The organism is Gemmatimonas sp. (genome assembly GCF_031426495.1).
Classification (GTDB): domain Bacteria; phylum Gemmatimonadota; class Gemmatimonadetes; order Gemmatimonadales; family Gemmatimonadaceae; genus Gemmatimonas.
On sequence record NZ_JANPLK010000044.1, the window covers coordinates 48083 to 73284 of the forward strand.

General features: G+C 65.4%; 25 protein-coding genes. 15 read left to right on the forward strand and 10 right to left on the reverse strand.

Going from position 1 to position 25202, the window contains the following annotated elements; translation table 11 throughout:
- Positions 1 to 13: 13 nt before the first annotated feature.
- Together RMP10_RS11965 and RMP10_RS11970 are read left to right on the forward strand one after the other, a co-directional pair.
- The gene (locus RMP10_RS11965; RefSeq protein WP_310570473.1) at positions 14 to 565 is read left to right on the forward strand and encodes a hypothetical protein; all 552 of its coding nucleotides are present in this window, start codon (positions 14 to 16) and stop codon (positions 563 to 565) included.
- 7 nt (positions 566 to 572) lie between these two features.
- Complete coding sequence (locus RMP10_RS11970) at positions 573 to 1139, forward strand: GNAT family N-acetyltransferase (protein ID WP_310570474.1); 567 nt, start codon at positions 573 to 575, stop codon at positions 1137 to 1139.
- A 15-nt stretch (positions 1140 to 1154) separates the two neighbouring features.
- Here RMP10_RS11970 and RMP10_RS11975 read toward each other — a convergent pair whose 3' ends face one another.
- Entirely contained in the window at positions 1155 to 2777 is a 1623-nt protein-coding gene (locus RMP10_RS11975) for an AAA family ATPase (protein ID WP_310570475.1), read from the reverse strand.
- Between the two features lie 159 nt (positions 2778 to 2936).
- Between RMP10_RS11975 and RMP10_RS11980 the strand changes: the two genes are divergently transcribed.
- Complete coding sequence (locus RMP10_RS11980; protein WP_310570476.1) at positions 2937 to 3182, forward strand: CsbD family protein; 246 nt, start codon at positions 2937 to 2939, stop codon at positions 3180 to 3182.
- An 89-nt stretch (positions 3183 to 3271) separates the two neighbouring features.
- Positions 3272 to 3838, forward strand: coding sequence for a hypothetical protein (locus tag RMP10_RS11985; RefSeq protein ID WP_310570477.1), 567 nt, complete (start codon positions 3272 to 3274; stop codon positions 3836 to 3838).
- A 14-nt stretch (positions 3839 to 3852) separates the two neighbouring features.
- On the opposite strand, the gene RMP10_RS11990 is transcribed toward RMP10_RS11985, so the two are convergent.
- Both RMP10_RS11990 and RMP10_RS11995 read right to left on the reverse strand, forming a co-directional pair.
- On the reverse strand, positions 3853 to 5346 hold the full coding sequence (locus RMP10_RS11990) for an amidohydrolase (RefSeq protein ID WP_310570478.1): 1494 nt from the start codon (positions 5344 to 5346) through the stop codon (positions 3853 to 3855).
- Positions 5346 to 6482 carry a ketoacyl-ACP synthase III gene (locus RMP10_RS11995; RefSeq protein WP_310570479.1) on the reverse strand — a complete coding sequence of 379 codons (1137 nt, stop codon included), beginning with the start codon at positions 6480 to 6482 and terminating at the stop codon, positions 5346 to 5348. Before RMP10_RS11995 ends, RMP10_RS11990 begins: the two co-directional genes overlap by 1 nt.
- A gap of 188 nt (positions 6483 to 6670) precedes the next feature.
- On the opposite strand from RMP10_RS11995, the gene RMP10_RS12000 reads away from it, so the two are divergent.
- Complete coding sequence (locus tag RMP10_RS12000; RefSeq protein WP_310570480.1) at positions 6671 to 8026, forward strand: alpha/beta fold hydrolase; 1356 nt, start codon at positions 6671 to 6673, stop codon at positions 8024 to 8026.
- A gap of 211 nt (positions 8027 to 8237) precedes the next feature.
- Here RMP10_RS12000 and RMP10_RS12005 read toward each other — a convergent pair whose 3' ends face one another.
- A complete protein-coding gene (locus RMP10_RS12005) occupies positions 8238 to 10754 on the reverse strand; it encodes a TonB-dependent receptor (protein WP_310570481.1) in 2517 nt (838 codons plus the stop codon).
- Between the two features lie 459 nt (positions 10755 to 11213).
- Between RMP10_RS12005 and RMP10_RS12010 the strand changes: the two genes are divergently transcribed.
- The 3 genes from RMP10_RS12010 (at position 11214) to RMP10_RS12020 (ending at position 15035) form a co-directional block, all read left to right on the forward strand.
- Positions 11214 to 13667, forward strand: a complete 2454-nt coding sequence (locus RMP10_RS12010) for a zinc-dependent metalloprotease (RefSeq protein ID WP_310570482.1) — start codon at positions 11214 to 11216, stop codon at positions 13665 to 13667.
- Positions 13668 to 13982: 315 nt separating this feature from the next.
- On the forward strand, positions 13983 to 14435 hold the full coding sequence (locus tag RMP10_RS12015) for a hypothetical protein (RefSeq protein WP_310570483.1): 453 nt from the start codon (positions 13983 to 13985) through the stop codon (positions 14433 to 14435).
- 189 nt (positions 14436 to 14624) lie between these two features.
- Positions 14625 to 15035, forward strand: coding sequence for an NUDIX domain-containing protein (locus tag RMP10_RS12020; protein WP_310570484.1), 411 nt, complete (start codon positions 14625 to 14627; stop codon positions 15033 to 15035).
- 19 nt (positions 15036 to 15054) lie between these two features.
- Here RMP10_RS12020 and RMP10_RS12025 read toward each other — a convergent pair whose 3' ends face one another.
- The 4 genes from RMP10_RS12025 to RMP10_RS12040 form a co-directional block, all read right to left on the reverse strand.
- Positions 15055 to 16092, reverse strand: a complete 1038-nt coding sequence (locus RMP10_RS12025) for a zinc-binding dehydrogenase (RefSeq protein WP_310570485.1) — start codon at positions 16090 to 16092, stop codon at positions 15055 to 15057.
- Positions 16093 to 16297: 205 nt separating this feature from the next.
- Positions 16298 to 16513 (reverse strand): translation initiation factor IF-1, encoded by a 216-nt coding sequence (gene infA / locus RMP10_RS12030; RefSeq protein WP_171226845.1) that lies wholly within the window; start codon positions 16511 to 16513, stop codon positions 16298 to 16300.
- 29 nt (positions 16514 to 16542) lie between these two features.
- Positions 16543 to 17034 (reverse strand): hypothetical protein, encoded by a 492-nt coding sequence (locus RMP10_RS12035; protein ID WP_309672493.1) that lies wholly within the window; start codon positions 17032 to 17034, stop codon positions 16543 to 16545.
- A gap of 201 nt (positions 17035 to 17235) precedes the next feature.
- On the reverse strand, positions 17236 to 17448 hold the full coding sequence (locus tag RMP10_RS12040) for a cold shock domain-containing protein (protein WP_171226847.1): 213 nt from the start codon (positions 17446 to 17448) through the stop codon (positions 17236 to 17238).
- Positions 17449 to 17789: 341 nt separating this feature from the next.
- Between RMP10_RS12040 and RMP10_RS12045 the strand changes: the two genes are divergently transcribed.
- The 7 genes from RMP10_RS12045 (at position 17790) to RMP10_RS12075 (ending at position 22809) form a co-directional block, all read left to right on the forward strand.
- Entirely contained in the window at positions 17790 to 18539 is a 750-nt protein-coding gene (locus RMP10_RS12045) for a hypothetical protein (RefSeq protein WP_310570486.1), read from the forward strand.
- A 43-nt stretch (positions 18540 to 18582) separates the two neighbouring features.
- A complete protein-coding gene (locus RMP10_RS12050) occupies positions 18583 to 19170 on the forward strand; it encodes a DUF1697 domain-containing protein (protein ID WP_310570487.1) in 588 nt (195 codons plus the stop codon).
- A 36-nt stretch (positions 19171 to 19206) separates the two neighbouring features.
- The gene (locus RMP10_RS12055) at positions 19207 to 19737 is read left to right on the forward strand and encodes a hypothetical protein (RefSeq protein WP_310570488.1); all 531 of its coding nucleotides are present in this window, start codon (positions 19207 to 19209) and stop codon (positions 19735 to 19737) included.
- 99 nt (positions 19738 to 19836) lie between these two features.
- A complete protein-coding gene (locus tag RMP10_RS12060; protein WP_310570489.1) occupies positions 19837 to 20367 on the forward strand; it encodes an SRPBCC family protein in 531 nt (176 codons plus the stop codon).
- Positions 20364 to 20816 (forward strand): hypothetical protein, encoded by a 453-nt coding sequence (locus RMP10_RS12065; RefSeq protein ID WP_310570490.1) that lies wholly within the window; start codon positions 20364 to 20366, stop codon positions 20814 to 20816. Before RMP10_RS12060 ends, RMP10_RS12065 begins: the two co-directional genes overlap by 4 nt.
- Positions 20813 to 21427: a hypothetical protein gene (locus tag RMP10_RS12070; RefSeq protein ID WP_310570491.1), complete on the forward strand. Its 615-nt coding sequence runs from the start codon at positions 20813 to 20815 to the stop codon at positions 21425 to 21427. The genes RMP10_RS12065 and RMP10_RS12070 overlap by 4 nt, the downstream gene beginning before the upstream one ends.
- A complete protein-coding gene (locus RMP10_RS12075; protein WP_310570500.1) occupies positions 21427 to 22809 on the forward strand; it encodes an FAD-dependent oxidoreductase in 1383 nt (460 codons plus the stop codon). Before RMP10_RS12070 ends, RMP10_RS12075 begins: the two co-directional genes overlap by 1 nt.
- An 11-nt stretch (positions 22810 to 22820) precedes the next feature.
- Here RMP10_RS12075 and RMP10_RS12080 read toward each other — a convergent pair whose 3' ends face one another.
- Both RMP10_RS12080 and RMP10_RS12085 read right to left on the reverse strand, forming a co-directional pair.
- Positions 22821 to 24512: an alpha/beta hydrolase-fold protein gene (locus RMP10_RS12080; protein WP_310570492.1), complete on the reverse strand. Its 1692-nt coding sequence runs from the start codon at positions 24510 to 24512 to the stop codon at positions 22821 to 22823.
- A complete protein-coding gene (locus RMP10_RS12085; RefSeq protein WP_310570493.1) occupies positions 24512 to 25084 on the reverse strand; it encodes a DUF4440 domain-containing protein in 573 nt (190 codons plus the stop codon). Before RMP10_RS12085 ends, RMP10_RS12080 begins: the two co-directional genes overlap by 1 nt.
- Positions 25085 to 25202: the final 118 nt, after the last annotated feature.

Consider the following 25202-nt stretch of genomic DNA (forward strand, 5'->3'; position numbering starts at 1 on the left):
CGTCCGGTCAGTAATGTCACGTCCGATCGACAATTCCTACGTGGTGCCCGGTACGGCGCTGCTGGCCGGTGAGTATCCGGGCATGCGCTTCGGTACGCCGCACGGTATTCGGGACGCGAAGTTGCGGCAGTTCCTCGATACGGGCGTCACGGCGTTCGTGGATCTCACACATCCCGACGATCCGCTCGATCTCTACATCGGGCGGCTCCGTGAGCTCGCGGCCGAACGCGGAGTGGAAGTCGTGCACGACTACCTCTCCATCGTCGACATGGACGTGTGCGATGACGTCTTCATGCGACGCGTGCTCGACACCATCGACCAACGCCTCGCGCAGGGGCATCGCGTGTACGTGCACTGCTGGGGCGGGGTTGGGCGCACGGGGATGACGGTGGGGTGCTGGCTCGTGCGCAACGGACGCAGCGGAGAAGAGGCGCTCGACGACGTCAAATCGCTGTTCGCCACCATGTCGCCCGCCAAGGTGGCATACTTCGGTCCAGACGGCTCGCCGCAGACCGCCGCGCAACGCGCGGTGGTACGGGCGTGGGCTGAACCATCGACGGAGTGATCGCGTGATGAACCAGACGCCCGTGACGCTGCACGCCATCTCGGTGGCCGACCTGGAGACCGTGGCCGCGCTGCATTGTGCCAGCTGGCGCAGTGCCTATCGCGGCATTCTTTCTGATGCCTATCTCGACGGCGACCTGTTCACCGAGCGCCTCGAAGCGTGGCATCTCAAGCTGGCGATGATGACCGACCGGCAGTTCGGCTGGCTCGCTCGGCACGATGGCGAGCCGGTCGGCTTTGCATTCGCGTCGCTCGATGACGACCTGACGTGGGGCACGCTGCTGGACAACCTGCATCTGCTGCCGTCTCACCAGGGGATGGGGATTGGTCGCAGTGTGCTTGCCGCCGTCGCGAAAGTTGCGCACGCGCACGCCTCGCATCCGGGACTTTTTCTTTGGTGCTACGACCAGAATACGAGCGCCCGTGCGTTTTACGAACATCTGGGCGCTACGGCGGTCGAGCAAAACCGCTTCGACGCGCCCGACGGACAGTCGGTGCCAGACTGGCGTTACGCTTGGCGCACGCTCGACCGGCTGCTGCCGGCGACGGAGCCTGGACAGCCAGAACTCGCATAGTCTGGACTGGCGGAACTACGCCATTTGCGCCATGAACTCGACGACGCGCTGATCGCAACGCACATCGCCGGCGCCGATGGGTGATTCGAGTGTCATCCCTTCCATCGTGCGACAACGGCTGAGCGCAACGTACGTCTGCCCGGCTGAGAACGCGCCGCGGCCCAGATGCACGTGCACGCGATCGAACGTCAGTCCCTGACTCTTGTGAATCGTGACCGCCCAGGCGAGTTGCAGCGGCATCTGCTTGTAGCGGCCGACCACCTTCTGTCGAATTTCGTCGGCCTCGTCGTCGTACCAGTACTCGAGCTGCTGCCACTCCTGTGCGTCGACCGTCACGATAGCACCGCTGTCGAGCTTCACGATCGCCCCGGTGGCGCTGATGGCCTGCACTTCGCCCAGTGAACCGTTCACCCAGTTCTCTTCGGGGTCGTTCTTCACGAACATCACGCGCGCGCCGCGCTTGAGCACGAGCGGATCGGGGGCTGGATCCTGTTTGAAGGTGCCCGTACCGACTTGCGATCCAAAGGTGCCGCTGCGTTCGGCCGAAAACGCGGCCGGCGCGTCGTCGAGGGCGTCGAGCCGCCGTTGATTCACCCGCTCGGCGTCGAGACGGCGCGCGGTGAGAATGATCGTCTCGTCGAGTTCGTCGTCGGTAGACCGTGCAATGCGCGTATGCAGCAGCCGATAGTCGTCGCCGCTGGGTGTGGCGATCCGCACGCGATCAAGCAGCGCGATCCACACGGGATCACGCTGGCGATACACCGTGCGGAATTCGACGGTGGAGAGCGGCGCGTACTTGAACACCGCCGCGTCGAAGAAATGCGGTGTGTCGTACCACAGGTCGCCGAAGGCGCCCGCCTGCTCCTTCGACACGATCGGCGGCAGCTGAAATGGATCGCCGAACATCACGACGCGCGCGCCGCCGAAGGGCAGGTCATTCCTCTTCGCCATGCGCATCGCGACATCGATGCCGTCAACCACGTCGGCGCGCACCATCGAAATTTCGTCGATGATCAGCATGTCGAGCTTGCGCGCCACCTGCAGCCACTTGCCGCCCTGAATGTCGCGTGCGGTGAGCGGTTTGAGCGGGAAGCGGAAGAACGAGTGGATCGTCTGACCACCCGCATTGAGCGCCGCGAGCCCGGTGGGTGCGAGCACGACGCACGTGTTGCCCTGTGCGGCCGCCAGCTGTCGCAGTACGGTGCTTTTTCCGGTGCCGGCGCGCCCGGTCACGAACAGCGGTCGCGGGTCGCGCACGTCGAGCCGGTCATACAACTCGGCGAGCTCGGCGCTACCACCGCTTTCGGCGACGGCCATGCGTCGCGCCGCCCGCACCGTCGTGCGCGCCGTGGGCGCCTTCTCCGGCGGCAGCGTAGCCAGATAGGCGCGATACTTGTCGAAGGCCGACTGACAGCGATCCTGCTCGCGTACGCGCTCCAGCTTGGTGCGCACGGCGTCGCGCACGAACTTGCGGAGCTCGTTACGCTCGAGGCTATAGAATTGCGCGAAGCCGTCGCCCGGCCGCTTCTCGTCGAACACCAGCAGATCCCCGTCACGCGTGAAGCGCAGCAGGTGGAGACCGGCGTCGGTGTGCAGCGGTTCGGTAGGTGCCGAGGGAGCGGGTGGCAGAGACGACATACTGCAAAATAGTCGGTTGCCAGGACGTGATACCCCGCACGTTTCTACCGGCTGGCACGGTGAATGCCTCGTCATGTGCCGGGCGCAATCGGTGCCCGATTGCTGGTCAACGCGCAGGCGAACTGTGCCGCCGCCAGCCGCCATTCAGCGGAGGATGTCATGACGGATAAGAAACGGACCGATGATCTCGACCTGAACGAGGAAGGCATGGTCAACCGCGCCAAGGGTGCCGCGGAAGAGGCCAAAGGCCGCGCCCGTAACGCGTTGGGTGGACTGACCGGCGACGGTGGCCAGCAGCTCAAGGGCATGGGCGAGGAACTCAAGGGCAAGGCGCAGCAGACATTGGGCAAGGCGCAGCAGAAGCTCGATGACGTGCTCGACGGGGACGATCGCAAGGCGCCGTAACGGGTGTATCGAGCATCGGGGCGTCTGCGCTGACAGTGCGCTGACGCCCCGTTGTTTTATTGGCGGTTCCCCAGCACCGAGGAACTCCCATGGCAATGATTGAACTGCCAGACGACAAGCCCGTCCGACACCCCGAGTACGTCTACATGGACTACGCTCGGCACCTGTCCGGACGGCTCCGTCGCACCATCACCGGACCGATGTGGCACGGTCCCTCCCTGCGCGAGGCGCTGGACGGCATCAACGCCGCCGACGCCGTCGAGCGCCCCATTCGCAGCATGCAAACCATCTGGGAGATCGTGCTGCATGTCACCGCGCGGGCCGAGCGGGCGCGGCTGCGCATGGACGGTCTGGCCCTCGACGAGCCGACGCCGGAAGAGGACTGGCCTCGCATTCCGATCCCGTGCACCGCCGCGGCCTGGGAATACTCTCAGGCCCAGATGGCGACTGCCTATCGCTCGATGGCCGTGCGCGTCTGCGAAGTGATGTCGTCAGGATTTCTCAAGGTCGTCGAGAAGCAGAGTTACAACATCGCCACCATGTCTGATGGCGTGGCCGAACATGGTGCGTATCACGCGGGGCAGATCGTATTGCTGCGCAAGGAGATTCACTCGCGCCGACCGAATGGTGCGCACGTCACCGACCTGTTGTGGTGACGTGCGCACACGGCCTATTTGCTCGCCGCCGGCACGCTGCCTTTGCGGTAGTCGAGCGCCGGCTTCTGGGTTCCAAGGACGGTGCTGTACGTGAAGCTCGCGCCGCGCCGCGTGTCGAGCTCCGCCTTCGCCGCGGCAATCGTGGCCGGCGTCGCGAACAGCTCGGCGCCCGTCAACGCCATCGTCTTCGCAGCCACCATCATGCCCTTCGCGCCGATACTCATGCCACCGGCGGCGACCGCCTGCCAGGAATGGGCGGCCGTGCCCGGCACCCACGTGGCCGCCGACAGCTGCACTGTCGGCACCACCCAACTCACGTCACCCACGTCGGTGGACGCGGAGCCGGCCGCGCCAATGGTGAGCGGCTTGATCAGCGCCGTGTTCGTGAGCGGCTGGGGCATGAACTGCGCAGACTTCTGCAGCTGCTCGGCGAATGCGCGTTCCGCCGGTGTGAGGGTGTAACCACCAACCCGCTCGAGCATGCGCTGCTGCACCTTGGCCAGCGTTTCATTCGGCAGCAGCGAATACACCGAACCGGTGAGCTGCAAGTCGTAGGTCGTACCGGTACCCATGGCGGCACCCTTGGCGGCGTTCACGACGCGTGACCAGACGTCGTTCACGACCTTCATGTCCACGTGGCGCACGTAGTAGTACACCTCGGCTTCGTCGGGCACCACATTGGGCGCGCGCCCGCCATCGGTGATGACGTAGTGAATGCGCGTGCCGTCGGGGATATGCTCGCGCAGATAGTTCGTCATCACGTTCATCACTTCCACGCCGTCGAGGGCGGAACGACCGCGCTCCGGCGCTGCCGCCGCGTGCGCGCTGATGCCCTTGAAGTGAAACTTGCCGCTGATGTTGGCCATCGTACGCTCACCGGTGATCGAGTTCTCGTCACCCGGATGCCACGCGATGACCGCATCGACGTCGTTGAACACACCGTCACGCACCATGTACACTTTGCCCGATCCGCCTTCTTCAGCCGGCGTACCGATCATGCGCAGCGTGCCCCTCACGTTGTTCGCCTGCATCCAGTGCTTCAGCGCAATCGCCGCCGCCGTACTGGCCGTGCCGAACAGGTGATGCCCGCAGCCATGACCGGGACCTCCGGCAATAAGCGGATTGCGCGTCGGCGCAGCGTCCTGCGAGAGGCCGGGCAACGCGTCGAACTCGCCCAACAGCGCGATGACCGGCTTGCCGCTGCCATACTCGGCCACGAAGGCCGTGGGCTCACCAGCTACACCCGCGGTGATTGTGAAGCCCGCCGTCTTGAGTTCAGACTGCAGGAGCGCCGTGCTCTTCACCTCCATAAAGCCGACTTCGGCGAAGCCCCAGATCTGCTTGGCGACACCGGCGTAGTGGTCGGCCTTCGCGTCGAGCGCGGTCAGCATCGCGGCCGTGTTCGGCGCGCCGACGGCACCCTTCCCCTTTTGCGCGGAGACGGACGTCGCGGCACCGTGGAAGAGCAGAACGGCGACGGCGGTGGAAGCACAGCGGCGGAGCGCCATCAGACCGTCCTCGATTCAGCGAACACGGGCTCCATGAGTCCCCGCAGGGACCGGCCGTGCGGATCCTGCTTGGCCCGGATCTCATTGACGAGTTCGAGCGCGGTCTGTTCGCAGGGCGGCATCACGATCGCGGATTCGCCAAGCGGTGTGGTCCGCTGTCCCCAGCGCACGAGAAGGGCACCGAAGGTGAGCCCACCGCCGAATCCGGGCATCAGCAGCAGGCTGCCGGGCTTCACGCGGCCTTCCTTGAGCGCATCGACCAGGCTCACGGGTACGGTGGCCGCGCTCATGTTGCCGTACTTGTGCACGGTGACCATCACGCGATCCATCCCGATTCCGGTGTACTTCGCCACGGCTTCGATAATGCGCAGATTGGCCTGGTGCGGCACGACCAGGTCGATGTCGTCGGCCGAGACGTTCGCTTCGCGCAGCACGCGCGCGGCCGCTTCACTCATGCCATGCACGGCCCGCTTGAAGATGACCTGTCCATCGAAGTCCCACAGTGTGTCGCCGAGCGAGACATCACGGTTGGCGTAACCGCAGCCGATACCGCGCACCCGCAAGCTCTGACGCGCCTCGGCATCACACCCCAGCACCGTCCCGATCACGCCTTCTTCGTTGTCGGTCGCTTGCAACACCACGGCCGCCGCGCCGTCGCCGAAGAGCACCGCCACGTTGCGATTGCTCCAATCCATGTAGCGGCTGATGAGCTCCACTCCGATCACGATCGCGTTACGCACCACGCCGGTCTGGATCATGGCCGTGGCGGTGGAGAGGCCGTAGAGGAAGCTGGTGCAGGCGGTGTTCACGTCCATCGCCGCGGCACGCGTGGCGCCGAGGGCGATCTGCACGCCGGAGGCGCTGTTGGGCACCGCTTCCTCGTTACTGCAGCCACCGTAGATGATGAGATCTACTTCACCCGCTTCGAGCCCGGCGCAGGCGAGGGCGCGGGCCGACGCGATGGTGGCCATCTCGATCGCCGAGATGTGCGACACGCGGCGTTCCTTCATGCCGGTGCGCTGCGTGATCCATTCGTCGGAGGTCTCGAGAAACGTCGAGAGATCGTCGTTGGTCAGGATGGCGGGGGGAAGCGCTTCACCCCAGCCGGTGATTGCGGCATGGCGCGCTGGCGTCATAGCACGGGTAGGTAAGACGTTCGTAATGGGCGGCGGCGGCGGCGGCGGCGTCGAGCGCACGTAGGAGGGAGGCGAGCCGACGGACTGATCGTTGAACGCTAGGGTCGGGCGGGGTGCGCCACAAGAACAGTGAGTAACGGATTTTCGATTTTGGCGACGCTTTGGCGGCACGGAAATACATTTTCGACATGTCCACCCTACTGCTTTCCCGACATCGCTCGTCGTTGCCCCGCCGCGCTCTGGCAGCGGTGGTCACGGCGGCCCTCCTCCCCGCGACCGCGGTGGCCCAGGCGCCGGTGGTCTTCGTGCACGGCAACGGTGACCACGCCGGTCTGTGGGATAGCGTGATCTGGCGATTCGAGTCGAACGGCTATCCGTCGTCGCGTCTGTTCGCGGTCGATCTCCCCAACCCGTCGGCGTCGAGCACGCTCACCGCGGCGGAGCTCAATCGCTCGACTCCCGAAGATCAAACGGCGGCGCTGGCTGCGTTCGTGACCCGCGTGCTGCTCACGACGGGGGCGAGCAAGGTCGTCCTTGTGGGGAGTTCGCGCGGCGGTATGACCATTCGCAACTACGTACGCTACGGTGGCGGCGCGGCGCACGTTTCGCACGTGATCACGGGAGGCACACCGAACCATGGCGTGTTTGCCATTCCTACCGTTCAGCCTGACGGCGAGTTCAACGGCGTCGGTCCGTATCTGCGCGCGCTCAATCGCGGTAGTGAGGTGGTGCCCGGCGTGAAGTTTCTCGCGCTCCGCTCGGATTCGCTCGACAAGTATGCGCAGGCCGACGGCGCGGGGCTCGGCATGAAGGGCACGGCCACCAACGTGGACGCCACAGGGCCGGCGTTGCGCGGCGCGCTGAACGTGGTACTGCCCGGCACGGATCATCGCGAAGTCGCCTTTGGACCCGCTGCCTTTCGCGCGCAATACCGATTCATCACGGGGCGCGCGCCGACTCAGATGGACATTGTTTCCGACACGGTCGCGGTGCTCGAGGGGATGATCAGCGGCAACGTGACCGCGAGTCCCACCAACCTGCCGCTGGCGAATGCCGTGATCACGGTGCATGCGGTCGACGCGGCCACCGGCCAGCGCATCGGCGGGCCGGCGTACCGGGGCGTTACATCGCACACGGGACGATGGGGCCCGCTCCGCGCCTCACCGACCGCCCGCTACGAATTCGAGGTGGTGAGTCCGGATAGCGCGGTGATCCTGCACGTATTCCGCATGCCGTTCCCGCGCTCGAGCCGCGTGGTGAACTTCCGGCTTCCCGCACCACCGGCGTCGCGCCCAGACAGTGTGAGCGTACTGATTGCGCGTCCGCGCGGCTATCTGGGACTGGGGCGCGATACCGTGGAGTTCGACGGCACGCGCGCCCTCGGCATTCCGCCCGGTGTCCCAACCGTAGACCGCGCCATCCGCTGGTTCGGCGCGCGCGAACCGATCACGGTACGCACGCGCGTGAACGGCGAAACGATCGTGGTGCGCACGCAGCCGGGAGACAAACGTCGATTGGTGTCGGCGGAATTTCAGCGGGAGTAGGAGCGGCGGCTGATTGAACGGCAACGGCAACTGCAACAGCGGGAGCACGGATGGAAACGCGATGTCACCGATTGCACCGATAAGCAAACAGCGCTTGATGTTGTCGATCAAAAGCTGTTCATCGCAGTTCGCTTATCGGTGTGATCTGCGCAATCCCTCCGTATCCGTGTTCCCGCTGTTGCTTTTGCCGTAGCCGATGCTGGACTCGAGCTTAGAACCGCCGCGAAACCTGCACCGTCACGAAGCGCGGTGCACCGGCGATGAACGTCGGGATGCCGAACGCGCCGCCGGTGTTGCCGGCGTCGATGATGTACTGCTGATCGAACAGATTGCGCGCCACGATCGTGAGCTCGGTGCGATCGTCGGGCAGGCGCAGTCCTGCACGCACGTTGAAGAGTAGCTGACCTTTTTCCGAGATGGCGGGCAGGTTGGTGTCCTCGAAGAACACCTTGCCCCGGTACGTGGTGTTCGGCGAGACGTACAGCTGACCGAATCGACGCTTTGTGGCATCCAGAGAAAGGCCGGCCGAGTAGCTGTGCATCGGCGTGAGCCGGAAGCGGTTGCCGGCGCGCGCCTGCTTGTTGCCATTGGCATCGGTGCTGTCGAACTTCGCGTCGGTGTATCCCACGGTGGCGAACACCGACGTCTGCGCGTTGAGCTGCCCGCGCACGCTGCCTTCGAAGCCCCATGCCTTTGCGCGGCCGCCGTCGAGCGTCTCGTTCACCAGCCCACCCGGAGTGAGACGTGTGATCGACGTTTGAAAGTTGTTGTAGCGGTAAGAGAAAGCGCTCACGTCGAACTGCGCGCGTCCACCGGCCAACTGCCCCTTGAGGCCGCCTTCGGTGCTGAGCACGGTCTCTTCGTTCAGCGTGCGCACGGCGGATGCGTTCACCACGACGACATTCGGACGGCGTCCCTTGGAGAACGAGGCATAGCCCATGAAGTCGCGGCCGAGATCAAAATTCGCAATCGCGCGACCCACGACCGAGCGGAATACGCCCGTGCCTTCCTTCCGGCCATTGGTCGGGGCGAACAGGTTGTTCGGCGCCGCGCCAAGCAACGCGCCGAGCGAGCCGCGCGTCGCGCTGTTCTGTACTTCGTACGCGTTCTCGACCTGTTCGTAGGTGCCGCGCATGCCGGCGGTCAGGCTGAGGCGTGACACTGTATACGTTGCATCGGCAAACACCTCGGCCGCGGTCGTCTGACCGAAGTTCTGGTACTGTTCCGTGTGCGATGTCTTGAACGGCAGTCCCGTCGACGGATTGTTGACGATGCTCAGGTTGGCGGTGCCGTTCGCATTCACGATCGGCTGTCCAGCGAGCAGCGCGAAGAGACTGCGCTCATCGGTGTTGAACGGCACGCGCTGGCTGCCACGCTCCCAGAATCCGCTCGCGCCGGCGAAGCCGGTGAGCTTGCCGCCGCGATCGTACGCGAAGCGCAGTTCCTGGCTCGCCTGACTGCCTTCCGCGACTTCGCGGAATTGCAGCACTGGCGCCAGCGTGCCGTCGGCGTCGAAGGCTTCGTCGCTGTAGAAGCGGCGACCGGCCGAGATGCTGGTGAGCGTCCACGCCGGAGAGAGTTGCTGGTTGTAGAGCACGGTGAGGCCACCGACCTGACGGCTGATGCCAAGCGAGTCGCCGCCATTGAGGCCCGCGCGCGCGAACGGCGTGGCATCACCGGCCGGCGGTGCGAAGCGCGTGCTCTTGAAGGAGGTGCCGGGCGAATCGTCAGTTTGCGCGTTGACGATGATGTCGACGGTGGACGCGGTCGTCGGCAGCCACCGCAGCGAGGCCCGCACGGCGCCGGTGTTCTTGCCGTTCAGCGTTCCGCCGCCGGCGTTCGTGATGAAGCCGTCGCGCTTGTTATAGATCGCTGCCACGCGTCCGAACAGCTTGCCATCCACCAACGGCGCGTTCACCATGCCGGTGGCATACAGCTCGTTGAACGTGCCGCCGCCGATCGCCACCATCGACTCGCGTGCATTCACGGCCTTGTTCTGAATGACGTGCACAGCGCCGATCTGCGCACCGCGTCCGAAGAGTGTGCCCTGCGGACCCTTCAGTACTTCCACGCGCTCGAGGTCGAACAGTTCCACCACGGAGCCGCGTGACTTCGAGATCGACACGCCGTCCTGGAACACCGAGACGCGAGGCTCGACGTAGCTGGTGCCGTCATCGGAGGTAATGCCGCGAATCACGAAGCCGGGATTGTTCGGGCTTTGCAGCTGTACGTTGAGACCTGGCACATACGCCGAGAGGGCGTCGAACTGCTGGATGCTCTGTTTGGTCAGGAAGTCTGCCGTAAGCGCGGTGACGGCGACCGGTACGTCCTGCGCCGACTCACTGCGCTTCTGCGCGGTGATCGCGACCTGCTGCAGCGTGGTGGTCGAGCGCTTGAGCGCGAGAGTCCCGCGCGCCGTCTGACCGGCGACGACGGATACTTGCACGCTGTCGGGGAGCAGGCCGATCGCGCGCGCGACGATCCAATAGGTGCCCACCGGCAGTTCACTGATCTGATAGCGTCCCGCGACGTCTGTGGTCGCGCGCGCGTCTCGGCCGCGCACCGAGATTGTGGCCCGTTCCACCGGAAGATTTCCCTCGGCCGTTGAGACGGAACCGGCAACCGTTCCGGCGGACTGCGCCGACAGCAGCGCGGGCGACGCGAGAATGAGCGCGGCGAGTGAAAGGGGCCAGTTGGTGCGTGGCCATGACGACTTCATGATGATCATGTGTGACTCACGGTGTTGAGGATGAACAACACCGAGAGAACGCCGCCTCAGGTCACGGCTCAGCGACGGAAAGTGCGCTGGTGTGGTAACGCGCGCGTGACGATTGAGGACGCGGCGGTGGCACCGAGGGTCGCAACGGCAACAGCGGGAACACGGATTCAAAGGTGATTGCACCGATTACACCGATACGCGAACGGCGGTTCACGTCTTAGCGGCCGTCGCATCAATCGCAGTTTGCTTATCTGTGCGATCAGCGGCATCCCGCTTCAATCCGTGTTCCCGCTGTTGCGGTTGGGGTGGCCGTGTTCCCGCTGTTGCCGTTGTCGATGCTGAAGCAGATACCGATCTCGTGACGGTGGCATGCCGCCTCCCGATTTCGACACCCAAACGGATAGCGCGCCCCGCTCCACCGGTGCTACAATCGAGAGTTGTCCGTACCTCCACCTCGTCCCGCGCCACATGTCCCAGCTCCGCCCACGTTCGCTGCCGCGACTGCTTGCCGCCGCGGCGGTCGCCCTGACCGGCGTCACGACTGTGCTCCACGCCCAAGCGCCTGACGCCCCGTTCCTTCGCGTCCGCGTGGACGAAGCCCGGAATCGCGCGCTGCTCGACATCCCCGCCGGGCAGATGGGGAAAGACTTCCTGCACCAGGTCACCCTCACGACTGGACTCGGACAGAGCAACGGCCCCGGTCTCGATCGTGCCCAGATGGGGCAGAGCGTGGTGGTGCGCCTCGAACGCCGCGGTAATCGCGTGCTCATGGTCCGCGACAACTGGAGTGTCCGGGCGCCCAACGGCGACGCCGGCAACAAGCAAGCGGCCACCGACGCCTTCCCGCGGTCGGTGGTGGCCTCGTTCGTAGTCGATGGCGAGAAGGACGGCGTGACGACCGTCGACGCGACGTCGCTGTTCCTCGCGGATGCCTACGGCGTGGCCGACGCGCTCCGTGGCGGGGCCGGACCGGGCGGTGTCGGCGCCGGCGGCGCGGCCGGTGTGTATCGCGTTGACGCCACCCGCAGCTGGCTCGATACCGCGCGCACCAAGGCGTTCCCCAAGAATGCCGAAGTGCATGCCATTCTCACGTTCGTGAGCGACGCGCCCGGCGGACTCGCGCGCCGTGCGGCGCCCGATCCCAAGGCGATGACGTTCGAGGAGCACCATTCGCTGGTCGTGCTCCCCGATCCGACCAGCTATCGTCCGCGCAACTATGACCCACGCTTCGGCTACGGCGGCACCCAGTTCGCCGACCTCTCGCAGGGTTTCGACGGCACCTATCGCTCGGGCTTCATCAACCGCTGGCGCCTCGTGCCGAAGGACCCCGCCGCGTATCGTCGCGGCGAACTCGTGGAGCCGGTCACGCCGGTCACGTACTACCTCGATCCAGGCATTCCCACGCCGTACCGCGAAGCGCTGCGGCAGGGCGGCAACTGGTGGGCCAAAGTGTTCGAGGCGGCCGGCTTCAAGAACGCCTTCCGCGTGCTCGATCTGCCCGCTGGCGCCGATCCGATGGACGCCCGCTACAACATGCTGATGTGGGTGCACCGCTCCGGTCCCGGCCCGAGCGTGGGCCCGAGCTACAGCGATCCGCGCACCGGCGAAATCATCCGCGCCATGGTGCGCATGGACGCCTGGCGCTCGCTGGTCGATTACAACATCTGGGCCGGCACCGTGCCCGCCTCCGGTCCGCGCGGCCCCAATGTGGACGCCGAAACGTTCGCAATGGCGCGCCGTCGCCAGCACGCCGCCCACGAGATCGGCCACACCCTCGGCTTGTCGCACAACTACATCGCGCACGCGCAGGGCCGCACGTCGGTGATGGACTATCCGTATCCGCTGATCACGCTGGCCGCTGATGGCACGCCCGATTTACGCGACGCCTATCGCAAAGGCCCCGGCGCCTGGGACACGCTCGCCATCAAGCTGGGCTACACGTGGTACGCCGACAGCGCGTCGGAAGCGAAGGGACTCGACGCGATCATGAAGGATGGCCTCGCGCGCAACGTGCGCTTCATCAACGACCAGTACGCCGGCGCGAACGGCTCCATTCCGGAAGTCACGCGTTGGGTCGAAGGCGCCACGATGTTCGACGCCGTGGATCGCACCTCGAAACTGCGTCGGGTCCTGATGGACAAGTTCGACGAGCGCGCGATCAAGCCGGGCGAGCCGATGGCGCTGCTCAACATGCGCTTTGCCCACGTGTATCTGCATCACCGCTACTCGCTGGAAGGACTCGCCAAGAACATCGGCGGCATGGACTTCACGTTCACGCTGCGCGGCGACGGACAGACGCCGACCACCATCGTGCCCGCCGCCACGCAGCGTCGTGCGCTCACGATGGCGCTCGACGCCATTCAGCCGAGCGAGCTCACGGTCCCCGAGCGCGTGCAGAAGATGATCCCGCCGGCCCCGCCGGGTTTCAATGCCGACATGACGTGGATCGACAGCAATGGCGGCACGACGTTCGATGCGGTCACGCTCGCCGGCGGACTCGCCACGGAAGTGATCGGCTATCTGCTCGACCGCGAGCGCCTTGCGCGTGTCGTGCTGATCGCGGGACGTGACAACGCCGCGCTCTCACTCGACGAAGTGCTGCGCGCCGTCGTGCAGCGCACGTGGGGCAGCGCCGCCGCGACTGCGGCCGCCGAGAAGGCCGTGCAACGCGCCTCGCAGCGCGCCGCCGTCGACGCGATCCTCGACCTCGCCGGCGACAAGCGCGCCATGCCCGACGTGCGCGCCGCCGCACTGATGCATCTCAAGGCGCTCGACACGCAGCTCGCCAGCATGACGTCGGTCGACGCCGCCATGCAAGCGCACGTCGCCTCCGCGCGTCACGACATCGCGAGGTTCATGGACGGCAATGACGACCCGAGCGCGCGACCGCGGTTCCCGGTGATCGTACTACCGTGGCCGTAGGTCACGGGCAAACCGCGCTAAGAGTGAACGGCGCTAAGAGTCAACCGCGCTAAGAGTCAACGGCGCGAAGAATAAACCGCGAGAAGTACGACCTGAGCCAACAGCCGAGAGCTCAGTGCTGTTGGCGCGGTTCGCCTTTCCCGCCCCTGACTCTTAGCGCTGTTGACTTTTAGCGCTGTTGACTTTTAGCGCTGTGGATTCTTAGCGCCGTTGGCTTTCATCGCGCCGTCCGCTTTTGGAGCCGCCCCCGCCCGCAACCTTTCCCGCGTTCTTCGTGACTCATTCGGTAACCCGCCTACTTTTGGAGCTGACTTCATGAAGATCCCGCTGTGCGTTGCGTTGGTTGCTATGGCCATCGCGAGTAGTCCGGTAGCCGCGCAGTCTCCCCTCGTCGGCCGATGGGACATCGAGTACGAGCGCGGACGCCGTATCGAGAACGACGTCGTCACGCCGGTCATGGGAACGGCCTCGCTCACCATCGCGATGCAAGGCGACTCGCTCGTCGCCACGTTGCAGCCTACGCCGCGGCCAGACGGCACCCCCGTGCCCGCCGCCACCATGTCCGCCAAACCGTCGACCGCCGGCGTCGTGTTCGTGCAGAAGCAGATCGTGCAGATCAACCTCGACGGGGACGTGCGGCCGCAGGAAGCCATCATCACCTGGACACTACAGGCCACCGGCGATGCGCTCACGGGAACACTGCTGCGCGCGCTGCCGATGATGCCGGAAGCACCGACTGCTACGCCGGTCACGGGAAAACGGATGTGAAAAACGAACAGCGCCAAGAATCAACCGCGCTAAAAGTGAACGGCGATAAAAGTGAACGGCGCTAAAAGTGAACGGCGCGAACCACGCGGGCGCGGTTCGCTGTTCCGCCCCTTATTCTTAGCGCGGTTCACTCTTAGCGCCGTTCACTCTTAGCGCCGTTGATTCTTAGCGCCCTTCGCCGATGACAACATGACCGTCCCTCGTATCGGCGTCGCCGTCCTCGTCGTCCGCGACGGCCTCGTACTCGTTGGCCGCCGGCTCGGCGGCACGCAGGGGCACAACACGTGGCAGTTTCCCGGAGGCCATCTCGAATTCGGTGAATCGGTCGCGGCGTGTGCGGTACGCGAGGTCGCCGAAGAGACCGGACTCGATGTCACCGTGACCGGCTTCGGTCCGTTCACCAATGACATCTTCGAGGCGGCGGGGAAGCACTATGTCACGCTGTTTGTGCTCGCCACGGCGCGGGTCGGTTCACCGCGCGTGTTGGAGCCGGAGAAATGCGCCGAGTGGCGCTGGTGTGAGTGGAACGCCATTCCTGAACCGCGCTTTCTCTCGGTCCAGCATCTGCTCGAGCAGGGTTATCGCCCGACGGGTGCGTAGCTGATGCGGCGTGGACGTGCTACGGTACGACGACCGTCCGCACCGGCGCTTCGTGGCGATCCAGCGCGTCCAGCACCTCGTTGATGGCGCGCGCCTGCAGCGGCACGGTGTGCGTCACCACGTCCGTGAGGTCCAGAATGCCCTTGTCGGCCATCTCAACGAGTTCATACAGCTCGCTCAGCAGATGGTCGTTCGAGCCGATCAGCTCCGCCTCGCGGCCGATCAGATCGCGATATGTGTCCACCGGCAGGTGGATATCCGACAGTCCCACCACCACCGCGCGCCCCAGCGGGGCAAGCGACTGCAACGCCGTGCGCATGGTGTCGGGTTTGCCAACCAGTTCCAGCGCCACGTCCACACCACGCCCGTTCGTCATTGCCCGCACCTGCGCGACCACCTCATCGGGCGAGAGATCGGTGGCGCGGATCGTCCGCGCGCCGAAGCGCTCGGCCAACGCCAGCTTCATGGGGTCCCGGTCCACCGCAATCACCTCAGCGGCGCCGAGCGCACGGGCAAGCTGCACGGCCGACATCCCCAAGCCGCCGACGCCAACCACGAGCACCGATTCTCCAACCTTGAGTCGACCTTTACGGAGCGCGTGCAGCGAGGTGGCCGATGAGCACATCATCACGGCGCCCTGCTCGAAGGGGACGCGATGCGGAACTGGTACCGCATTCCTGGCGGGGACAGCGACGTACTCTGCCCAGCCGCCGTCGGTGAAGTGGCCGAGCATCTTGCCCGTGACGCAGAACTGCTCGCGGCCGGCGAGGCAATCGTCGCACTGTCCGCAGGTGACCAGATAGTGCAGGCAGACCGCATCGCCGACATTGTGGCTGAGGACGTGCTGTCCGACCTCCGCAATCTCGCCGGCGATTTCGTGCCCGAGTGTCAGGGGGAGCGGTTCGACGCGCGAGCGCCCAGCCCGATAGTGCACGTCGGAGTGGCAGATGCCGGCGGCGCGAACGCGCACGAGCACGTCACCGGGACCGCAGGGCGGCATCGGGATTTCGGCGTCTTCGACGGGGTGACCGGGAGCGGGGAGACGGACAGCGCGCATAAGCAGGTCTGTGCCGGATGTGACCGGGCGTGAATTGTGAATGATTCTTCACTCACTCACGTGACTTGATGAGAGCCCACCCGGTAACGCTGGTCGTGTCTTTCTCGCTGACGCAGGCCGGTGACACCCATCGCGCGCGGCACCCGGCTTTTCGTGCATGCCGCGCAGTGCGAATCCGCACTGCGCCGGCATCGGGGTGACGGAGCTACTTGTGGCGGAACGTGATACGGCCGCGGCTCAAGTCGTACGGCGACACTTCGACCGTGACCTTGTCACCGGCGAGGATTCGGATGCGGAACTTCCGCATCTTTCCCGCCATGGTGGCCAGCAACGAGTGTCCGTTTTCGAGATCGACACGGAACATCGCGCTGGGTAGAACGTCCGACACGACTCCCTCGAATTCGATGGCGTCTTCCTTCATCCAACCTCCTTGGTCAAGCGCACGTCGTACTAGGTCGTGGAACCGGAGTCGATCGGCGCATCCTGCAGGAGCGCCTCAAGAGCCGTCCGGAGTTGTTCGATACAGCGGCCCGCGAGTTCGAGGGACGCATAGCCTTCGCGCTCCAGCGACTCCGGATGCCAATGCCACGTCGCTTCGCTGGTGGCGGAGGGAAGGCAGGTCTCTTCCCAGACGGACTGTGGGGTGGCCGGCACCTGCCGCCATCCACGCCGTTCGGGCGCGTGTTCACCGCGCGGAGCAATGACGCCACGCCACACGATGCAGAGCAGTTGTCCGGCGGCCGGGACATCGGTGCCGTTGCGGAGCCACGCGACCGTGAGGGCGACGGGGCCGAGCTGGACGATGCAGCGATCGGGGGATAAGCGAACCGTGGGCGGTTCGAGGGAGGTCTGGACCGCCAGCACCTTGGTGGCGGCGACGAGCCCTTCGGATAAACGAGCAAACTCGCGCGTGCAGACAGCCTGGGCGCGGTGTGATGACAAAAATGAAGTGCGAGCAGCTGTATCGCGCGGATCAAACGCGCGTTCGGCGGGTGCGCTCTCAATCATGCGTGGTTCCCGGTGAGAGGGGACAACGCCGAAGCGCCGTGTGGCGGACAGATGTCCGGACACACGGCGCTTCGGGTCGTCATGCGTGATTCGTATTGCGCGAAACACTCATGACGAAAGGGCTGGATGCCCGAATTAGCGACCCATCCGCGTGACGTTCTCAGCGGCCGGACCCTTCTGGCCCTGCACGATGTCGAACTCAACGGTCTCGCCTTCGGTCAACGACTTGAAGCCGCCGCCCTGAATGGCAGAATGGTGAACGAAACAATCCTTCTGTCCGTTCGCCGGGGTGATAAAGCCGAAGCCCTTGGCGTCGTTGAACCACTTGACAGTGCCGGTCGTACGCATCGCGATACTCCTGTTTCTGATTTGGTGCTGGTGTCAGTCGGAGCACGCGGACAGACGAGCCGATGCAGAACGGAACCAACCACCTGGTACTCGTGATCAACCTCACGACGGTCGCCACCACTCGGTGACTACGATGCAAACAAAAAAAGACCCGCTCGATTTGGCAGGCCCGTTTCTATCGGAACTTGTCCCTACGCCGAGGCGCATGCATCGCTTCAAAGAAGGTACAAGGTCTTCCCCGGAAACGCAAACAATACTACAACTATTTTTCAGCATCCCGATCGCCTAGTTCCATGTGGCACGGTGACTTGCCTCCATCCACGAGCGACCTCGAGGACACCGTGACCGCAAGCCCTGTTGAGCTCGCCGGATTTCCGACGTCTGGTCGGACGCCGCAGGCCCCCTCGTACGCCCACGCCCACTGGTACTTCCTGGCCACCCTCGGCGTCATCATGGCCGGGTTCTGGGGTTCGTTCTTCCGCCCTGCCGCGGCACGAGACGTCGTGCACAGCATCCACGGCGTCACGGCGACGCTCTGGATAATGCTGCTCGCCGGCCAGTCGTTCCTGATGTCCCGCGGCCAGGTGCGATGGCATCGGCGCGTGGCCCGCGGGGCGTTCCTGCTCATGCCCGTGATGCTCCTCAGCGCCGTGCACATCGTGCGCGTCATGATCGTCAACGCCACGATTCCGGCACCGATCGGGCCGATGCTCGCGCTGTTCGATCTGCCGGTCGTGGTGTTCACTGGCGTGATGTTCGGGGTCGGCCTCGCCAACGTGCGCCGGCCCTCGGCCCACAAGCGATTCATGGCCGCCACGGTCCTGCCGGGCCTTTCGCCGGCGCTCGCGCGCCTGTTCCAGACACTTGGCAGTCCCTCGTTCTTCTTTGCGTTGCACGCGAGCCTAGTGGTCACCCACGCCGTGCTTGTGGCATTGATCGTCTCCGACTGGCGCAACGGGGTGCGCGAGCGTGCGTACCCTCTGGCGCTCGCGTTCTTTCTGACGCTGCACGCCGTGCTCGTGCCAGTGGGCACCAGCGCCTGGTGGGGGGCGCAAATGACGCGATTCGCGACCGCGCCCTGGCCCCTCTGAGCTGATCACGGTGCCCACGGCGGCGCCGTGGCTATACTGCACCATGGCACGAATTTCCCGGGATCGAGACGACGTCCACATCGCGCTGCTGCGTGGCGTCAATGTTGGTGGGTCAAAAAAGGTGCCGATGCTGGAGCTCCGCGAGCTCGCACGCAGCATCGGCTTCGGCAATCCGCGCACGCTGTTGAACAGCGGCAATTTGGTATACGCCGCGCACGGCAAACCAGCCGAAGAAGCGGCGATTGCCCTCGAGCAGGGCATTCTGCAGCGCATGAAGGTGGCCACGCGCGTCGTCGTGATCACCGCCGCGGAGCTGGACCGGATCGTCGAAGAGAACGCGATCGATGACGATGATGTCGACCCGAGCCGTCTGTTCGTGTCGATCTGGCGCGAGTTCTACGACCGTCAAGCGCTGCTGCCGCTGCTTGAGCAAGACTGGGCGCACGAGCGGCTCCATGTCGGATCGCGCGCCGCGTATCAGCATGCGCCCGAAGGGGCCACGGAGAGCGATCTCGTGGACGCCGTCGCATCGTTGCTCGGTGACCGCGTCACGGCGCGCAACTGGAACACCATCGGCAAGCTGCAGGAGCTGGTGGACGACGTCGCCGCCGCTGCGAACGAAGACGCGTAGGTCGTGATCCGCGGGGTTGGCGTAGGTGCTGCGGTCGTGGTCCTGGCACTCGGGGCCTCGCTCTGCGTGCAACAGCGTCCCGCGACGCTGAGCGATGGTGAGCAGGCCTCGGTGCACCGCGCTGCGCTGATGGCGCTATTCGACGCACGAGAGCACGCCAAACAGCTCGTGTTCTGGAGTGATACGGCCAACCTGTCGCCAACATTGCAGCTTCTGCGCGACGCCGGCGTCGCGTTCGAGGCGCTACCGCCAGATACCGCGGCCCTCGCATTGCCGTTGCCGGTGCATCTGGAGTCGTTGGCGACACTCGAGCAGCAGTTCCACGCCGAACCCGATGGATGGGAGGCGTGGTTTGCGCGCTATCCCGCCAGCAGCGGACTCGTCGCCCTCACACGTCCAACCGTGCTCGCCGAGAGTCCCGACGGCGCCGAGCGCGTGGCGGTGATCGTCGGGCGCACCTGCGGCGAGCACTGCCACTCAGCGTGGCGAGTCACTTTACATCGCGCCACCGCCACCGACGCCTGGCACACCCTCGGGATCGAGCCACTCGCCCTGCCGCGAGACTAGCGCGTTCGTCGTCGCTGGTAGCGCGTCAGGGGCCCGATCCGCACTATAACGGCAGCGACGATCTGTCACTCCCCGACCCACTGAATCGCCGAGGCGCTCATGCTCAAGACTGTCGGCATCATTCTGCTCGTCCTGCTCGGCGCGTTGCTGCTTATGGCCTCGCGTCAGCCGGACACGTTTTCCATTGAACGGTCGGTGGTCATCGCGGCACCGGCCGAGACGATCTATCCGAAGATCGCCGATCTGCATCAGTGGTCCCCGTGGTCGCCCTACGAGAAGCTTGATCCGCAAATGAAGAAGGTGTTCAACGGCACGCCTGGCGCCGCGGGTGCGAGCTATTACTGGAGCGGCAACTCGAAGGCCGGCGAAGGCACGATGACCGTGCGTGAGCTGATGCCGCCGTCGAAGATCACGATGCAGCTCGACATGCTCAAGCCGATCGAAGGGCACAACGTGATCGAGTTCAATCTCGAACCGGCCGACGCCGGCACGAGGGTCACGTGGGCCATGCGGGGCGCGAATCCCTTGCTATCCAAGGTGATCGGGTTGTTCATGAACATGGACACCATGATCGGCAAGGATTTCGAAGACGGTCTGGCGTCGCTCAAGACACAGGCGGAGGCGAAATGAAAGCGTTCGGCATCGCCCTCGCGGGCTACATCCTGATGTTCGTGGTTCTCTTCGCCACACTCACGGCGGTGTATTTCGCGCTCGGCACGGAGCGCACGTTTGTGCCGGGTAGCTACGCCGTGACGCCGCTGTGGATCGCGGTGTTCTGCTTCTTTCAGTTCGATTCGGGGCTGGTGGCGGGCATCGTCGTGTCGAAGCTGTCCCGCGATCGCAAAGTGCCGCTCATTCTCGCGGGCATGACTCTGGTTTTCGGTATTCTCATGGCACTCCCGGCGATCACGAGCGGCGTGAACGCAACCATGACGCGCGACGGCTCGCTCACCAACATGCAGGCGATGATGCAGGCGCAAACACCGGTGTGGATCCAGCTGATCGCCCCGGCGCTCGCCGCACTCGGTGTAACCGCCGGTGCGACGCTCATGTCGCTGGTCGGGCAGCGCCGCTCGTGAGTACATCGGTTGCACCGTTGTGGCACTCGGAGCAGGAAGGCCGATGGCATGCGGCACTTGCCGGCTACGACGCCGCGATCGCCGCTGTGCCGTCGGGACGACTGGTCGAACACGATGTGTGGTATCGCACCGAGCTGCCGGCGCTGATCGCGTCGCGCACGCCACGCTACGTGCTGCACGACGAGATGGTGCGGATCACCGAGTGGAAGATGGCGCGCGGCGTGTGGCGTGCACCGAATCTCGTGCTGGTGCGCAGCAACACGCCGGATGCCGTCATCGAGGCAAGCCGGTCGGCGTGGGAGCAGATTCCGCATCCTACGAGGCCGGTCACCGCACTGGTCGCCCTTAAGGGTGTCGGCGCCGCCACGGCCTCGGCGTTGCTCGCCGTGATGGCGCCCGCGGAGTATCCGTTCTTCGACGAGGATGTCGCAGCGCAGGTGCCACAGCTCGGAACGGTGGCGTGGACCAACGGCTACTACGCCAAGTACGCCGTGGCGCTGCGTGAGCGATCGGCGCAGCTGTCGGCGATCTTTGCGCAGGCGTTCACACCGGTGATGGTGGAGCGGGCGCTCTGGGCCACGCGGGCAACCGCCCGCCCAACGACCCCGTGATGACCGCTGATGTCGTGATCTGTGGGGCCGGTATCGCCGGCATCGCCACGGCGTATGCGCTTGCCGTCACGCATGGTGTGCGCAACGTGCTGCTGGTCGATGAGCGCCCCCCGCTCACCTTGACCAGCGACAAGAGCACCGAGGCGTATCGCAACTGGTGGCCAGGTCCCGACGACGCGATGGTGCAGATGGTCAATCGCAGCATCGATCTGCTGGAGCTGTGGTCAGCGCAGAGTGGCGATCGGTTCGGGCTCAATCGGCGCGGCTATCTCTACGCCACGCGTGACGCGGCGACGGCGGCGCGATTCGTGACCGACGCGGCGCGAGCGAGTGCACAAGGCGCCGGCGACGTACGCACGTATCACTCGGTGCACGAGGCGGCCGGGTACCGGCGCAGTCCGCACCGCGGCTTTCGCGACGTGCCAAATGGCGCCGATCTGTTTCTCGATCGCGACGCGATTCGCCAGCACTTTCCGTGGATGCACCCCGAGATCGTCGCCGTGCTGCACGCGCGCCGCTGTGGCTGGTTCAGCGGCCAGCAGCTCGGCATGTATCTGCTGGAAGACGCAAGAGCGGCGGGCGTGCAACTGGTGAGTGGTCACGTGGAGCGCGTGGGGCACAGCACGGGCACCGTGGACGCCGTGGATGTGGCCTGCAGCGATGGCCGCGTGCTGCACATCGCGACCCCCCTGTTCGTGAACGCGGCCGGTCCGTATGCCGCACAGGTGGGCGCCTTGGCTGGCGCCGAGCTTCCGCTGTTTTCGGAAGCGCACTACAAGATCGCGATCGAGGACACCGCCGGGGTGATCGACCGCGACACCGGTCTGGTCATTCTCGACGATGCGCAGCTGCTCGCGTGGAGCGACGACGAGCGCGATGAACTCGCCGCGGATGACGCCACGCGATGGCTCACCGAGCCGATGCCGGCGGGGATTCATCTGCGGCCGGAAGGGTACGGCGCGAGTCGCACGGTGTTGATGCTGTGGGATTATCACAGCGCGCACCGGTTCAACGTGCCAGCATATCCGATGCCTGACGACGCGCTCTATCCCGAGCTCGTACTGCGTGGTATGACGTCGCTGGCCCCCGGACTTGCCGCGTATCTCGAGCGCTTGCCGCATGCGTACGTGGACGGCGGCTACTACACCAAGACCGCCGAAAACCGGCCGCTGGTAGGCCCCAGCGGCGCCCGCGGCGCCTTCGTGTGCGCCGCGTTCTCGGGATTCGGTCTTATGGCCGCACCGGCGTGCGGTGAACTGTTGGCCGCACAAATCACCGGTGCCACGCGGCCCGCCTACGAGCCGGCCTTTCTCCCTACGCGCTACGACGACCCCGCGTATGTCGCCCTGTTGGCCAACTGGGGTAGCACGGGCCAGCTGTAGCGCGGTGATGCCTACGGTCGCGGCGCGTGGCGCTTCACCTGCTCGTCCATGATGCGCAGCAGTTCCTGATTGCTCCACGGCTGCCAGCCGTGCGGCTTGAGTGGACGGCCGTAGTCGAACTTGCCGGCGTAGTACGGTCCCTTACCCGGCTCCTTCGTGCTCTCGAGAAACGTTTCGAAGCGATACACGCCGAGGTTGAGGAAATAGTTGTCCATGTCGCCGACGGCCACATGCAACTTGCCAACCAGCCGCGGACCGATCGTGGACCAGTTGCGCTCCACGTAGTCGCGCAGGTCGTAGCCATTGGCGCGCATCGCTTCGGCGACGCTCTTGTCGATCACACCGGTGCGCTTATCCCAGAGCGGTTTGGGATAGCCGTCGGCTCCAACCGGTGCCCACGCGGCCTGCCACCCATCCCATTGTCCAGCCGAACGACCCTTGGTCGCGATCACCAATTCGGCGGTGTTCTCTTCGCGCATGGTGAGTTCGGTCAGGCCTTCCGGTGAGCGACTGGACGGCACTTCGCGCGGGAGCCATGAGCGCTCGTTCATCACGAACGCATTCGCGTCGGCGTAGACGTTGCCGAACTGATAATTGCGGAAGTCGAGCTGATCGGGATACAGCGACCACGCGCCGCCGAAGACGTCGGGATAGTGTACCTGCAGCGCGAGCACATCCCATCCACCGGTGGAGCCACCGGTCAGCGTGCGCGCGTAGGACGACGGAATCGTGCGGTAGCGCTTGTCGATCTCGGGAATCAACTCCTGCGTGATGGCATCGCCGTACGGCCCATTGTTGGCCGAGTTGAGCACGTAACTGTCATCGTAGAACGGCGTGGGGTGCTGAATGAACACGGCGATGAACTCGGGCACCTTGCCGGCCGTCCACGCCTGCTGGAATTCACAGCCTGGCTCACGTGCACTGCGCGCGAGTCGCGCGGCCTTGGCCGGCGCGGCTTCGGGTGTATCGCAGCCCTCGAAGGTGAAGCCGAACGGGGCGCGCTCGCTGAAGTGACCCACGGTGTAGACCACCGGATAGCGCTTGGACGTGTTCTGCTCGTAGCCCTTGGGCAATAGCACCACCGCACCGAGCGGCATGTCGTGATTCCAGAAGGCACTCACCTTCTTCGACGTCATCGTGAACCGCTTCACCCACGGCGAATCGGCGAGCGAGGCGACGGGCGGCAGGACCTTCGTGAGCGACAGTGAAATGACGGGATTGGTGGCCGGGTCGATGCGCAGCTTCTGCACGGCGCTCACGAGTGAACCGGGCGCGTCGTTGAACCGCTGCCCTTCCCACGCATCCATGTGCGCCCAGATCGTATGGCCATCGGCGCGCGTGAACTGCGTGTACGGCAGGATCATGCCTTGCACGACGTATTCGCCGGCCGGCAACTGCTTCAATGAGGCCACGGGAAAGCCGAGCGTGGTGGCGTCAATCGTGACCACCTCACCGGGCCGCACTCCTTCGACATCGACGCCGAAGAACGGCTCGCTGCCGCGACTGGAACTGGCCTGCCGACGCGGCTCGCTGCGATCGGTGCGCGCGATGAAGAAGAACGCGCGCCCGGTGATCGGGCCTGCCGCAACTGACGCGTCGAAGCGGAGTTGTACCGTTTGCGCGGCGACGGGTGCGCTGATCAGCACGACGCCGGCGGCTAGCAGTGCGGCGAAACGGGTGAAGCGAAACATCGACATAGCCATCAGTGCTGGTGCGAAGAGGGAGGTGTCGCGGAGGGGGCTTCGGACGCGAGTCCGGGCGCGGTGGATTCGGGCGTGTCGGAGAGATGTTCCTGCACGATGCGCCACCGTCCGCTCTCACGGCGCCACAGCATGGTCCACGCCCCGCTCACGGTGTGCGGTGTGCCTTGTGGCGTGGTGTGCGGAATGCTGTACACGAGCGTGACCACGGCGGCATCGCGCGTGATCACATCCACGTACGTCGAGCCCAGCACGAAGCGCGGGTTCTGCATTCTGCGACCGACGCGCTGCCAGAAGCCGGCGATCTCGCCGGCGAGCGTGTCTCTGGTCGTGGTGACCCGTCCGGCCACCGCGGAGATGATGCGACCGCTGTCGGGATAAAGGCTGAGTAACCGCGCCGCCGGCTCGGGCTTCGCAAAGTCGTAGGCGTTGATGACGAGCGCGCTCAGTGTGTCGGCGATTGCGCGCCGGTCGGCGGGCGAGACCCGGAGCGGGTCGGTGCACGCGGTGAGCAGTGACAGCACGGGCGCGGCGCAGGCGCCAGCGGCGAACAAACGGTGGAAGAGAGGGCGCATCGTGGCCTGGAGAACGGGTGCCCGGTCGGAACGGCAGGACGGCTCACCGTGAGGATAACGAGCGGGGACTCCGGCCGCTCCGGGTGCTTCGGCGGCGGTCCCCGGTCCCACGCAGAGG

Excerpts from the sequence above, each read along its gene's own strand:
- RMP10_RS11995 (WP_310570479.1), bottom strand. The coding sequence starts at position 6,482 with ATGACGCCAGCGCGCCATGCCGCAATCACCGGCTGGGGTGAAGCGCTT.
- RMP10_RS12020 (WP_310570484.1), top strand. The coding sequence starts at position 14,625 with ATGACCGTCCCTCGTATCGGCGTCGCCGTCCTCGTCGTCCGCGACGGC.
- RMP10_RS12080 (WP_310570492.1), bottom strand. The coding sequence starts at position 24,512 with ATGGCTATGTCGATGTTTCGCTTCACCCGTTTCGCCGCACTGCTAGCC.
- RMP10_RS12010 (WP_310570482.1), top strand. The coding sequence starts at position 11,214 with ATGTCCCAGCTCCGCCCACGTTCGCTGCCGCGACTGCTTGCCGCCGCG.
- RMP10_RS12050 (WP_310570487.1), top strand. The coding sequence starts at position 18,583 with ATGGCACGAATTTCCCGGGATCGAGACGACGTCCACATCGCGCTGCTG.
- RMP10_RS12005 (WP_310570481.1), bottom strand. The coding sequence starts at position 10,754 with ATGATCATCATGAAGTCGTCATGGCCACGCACCAACTGGCCCCTTTCA.
- RMP10_RS11970 (WP_310570474.1), top strand. The coding sequence starts at position 573 with ATGAACCAGACGCCCGTGACGCTGCACGCCATCTCGGTGGCCGACCTG.
- RMP10_RS12025 (WP_310570485.1), bottom strand. The coding sequence starts at position 16,092 with ATGCGCGCTGTCCGTCTCCCCGCTCCCGGTCACCCCGTCGAAGACGCC.
- RMP10_RS11965 (WP_310570473.1), top strand. The coding sequence starts at position 14 with ATGTCACGTCCGATCGACAATTCCTACGTGGTGCCCGGTACGGCGCTG.
- RMP10_RS11990 (WP_310570478.1), bottom strand. The coding sequence starts at position 5,346 with ATGGCGCTCCGCCGCTGTGCTTCCACCGCCGTCGCCGTTCTGCTCTTC.
- RMP10_RS12000 (WP_310570480.1), top strand. The coding sequence starts at position 6,671 with ATGTCCACCCTACTGCTTTCCCGACATCGCTCGTCGTTGCCCCGCCGC.
- RMP10_RS12040 (WP_171226847.1), bottom strand. The coding sequence starts at position 17,448 with ATGCGTACGACCGGCACTGTCAAGTGGTTCAACGACGCCAAGGGCTTC.
- RMP10_RS12015 (WP_310570483.1), top strand. The coding sequence starts at position 13,983 with ATGAAGATCCCGCTGTGCGTTGCGTTGGTTGCTATGGCCATCGCGAGT.
- infA (WP_171226845.1), bottom strand. The coding sequence starts at position 16,513 with ATGAAGGAAGACGCCATCGAATTCGAGGGAGTCGTGTCGGACGTTCTA.
- RMP10_RS11980 (WP_310570476.1), top strand. The coding sequence starts at position 2,937 with ATGACGGATAAGAAACGGACCGATGATCTCGACCTGAACGAGGAAGGC.
- RMP10_RS11985 (WP_310570477.1), top strand. The coding sequence starts at position 3,272 with ATGGCAATGATTGAACTGCCAGACGACAAGCCCGTCCGACACCCCGAG.
- RMP10_RS12085 (WP_310570493.1), bottom strand. The coding sequence starts at position 25,084 with ATGCGCCCTCTCTTCCACCGTTTGTTCGCCGCTGGCGCCTGCGCCGCG.
- RMP10_RS11975 (WP_310570475.1), bottom strand. The coding sequence starts at position 2,777 with ATGTCGTCTCTGCCACCCGCTCCCTCGGCACCTACCGAACCGCTGCAC.
- RMP10_RS12065 (WP_310570490.1), top strand. The coding sequence starts at position 20,364 with ATGAAAGCGTTCGGCATCGCCCTCGCGGGCTACATCCTGATGTTCGTG.
- RMP10_RS12075 (WP_310570500.1), top strand. The coding sequence starts at position 21,427 with ATGACCGCTGATGTCGTGATCTGTGGGGCCGGTATCGCCGGCATCGCC.
- RMP10_RS12060 (WP_310570489.1), top strand. The coding sequence starts at position 19,837 with ATGCTCAAGACTGTCGGCATCATTCTGCTCGTCCTGCTCGGCGCGTTG.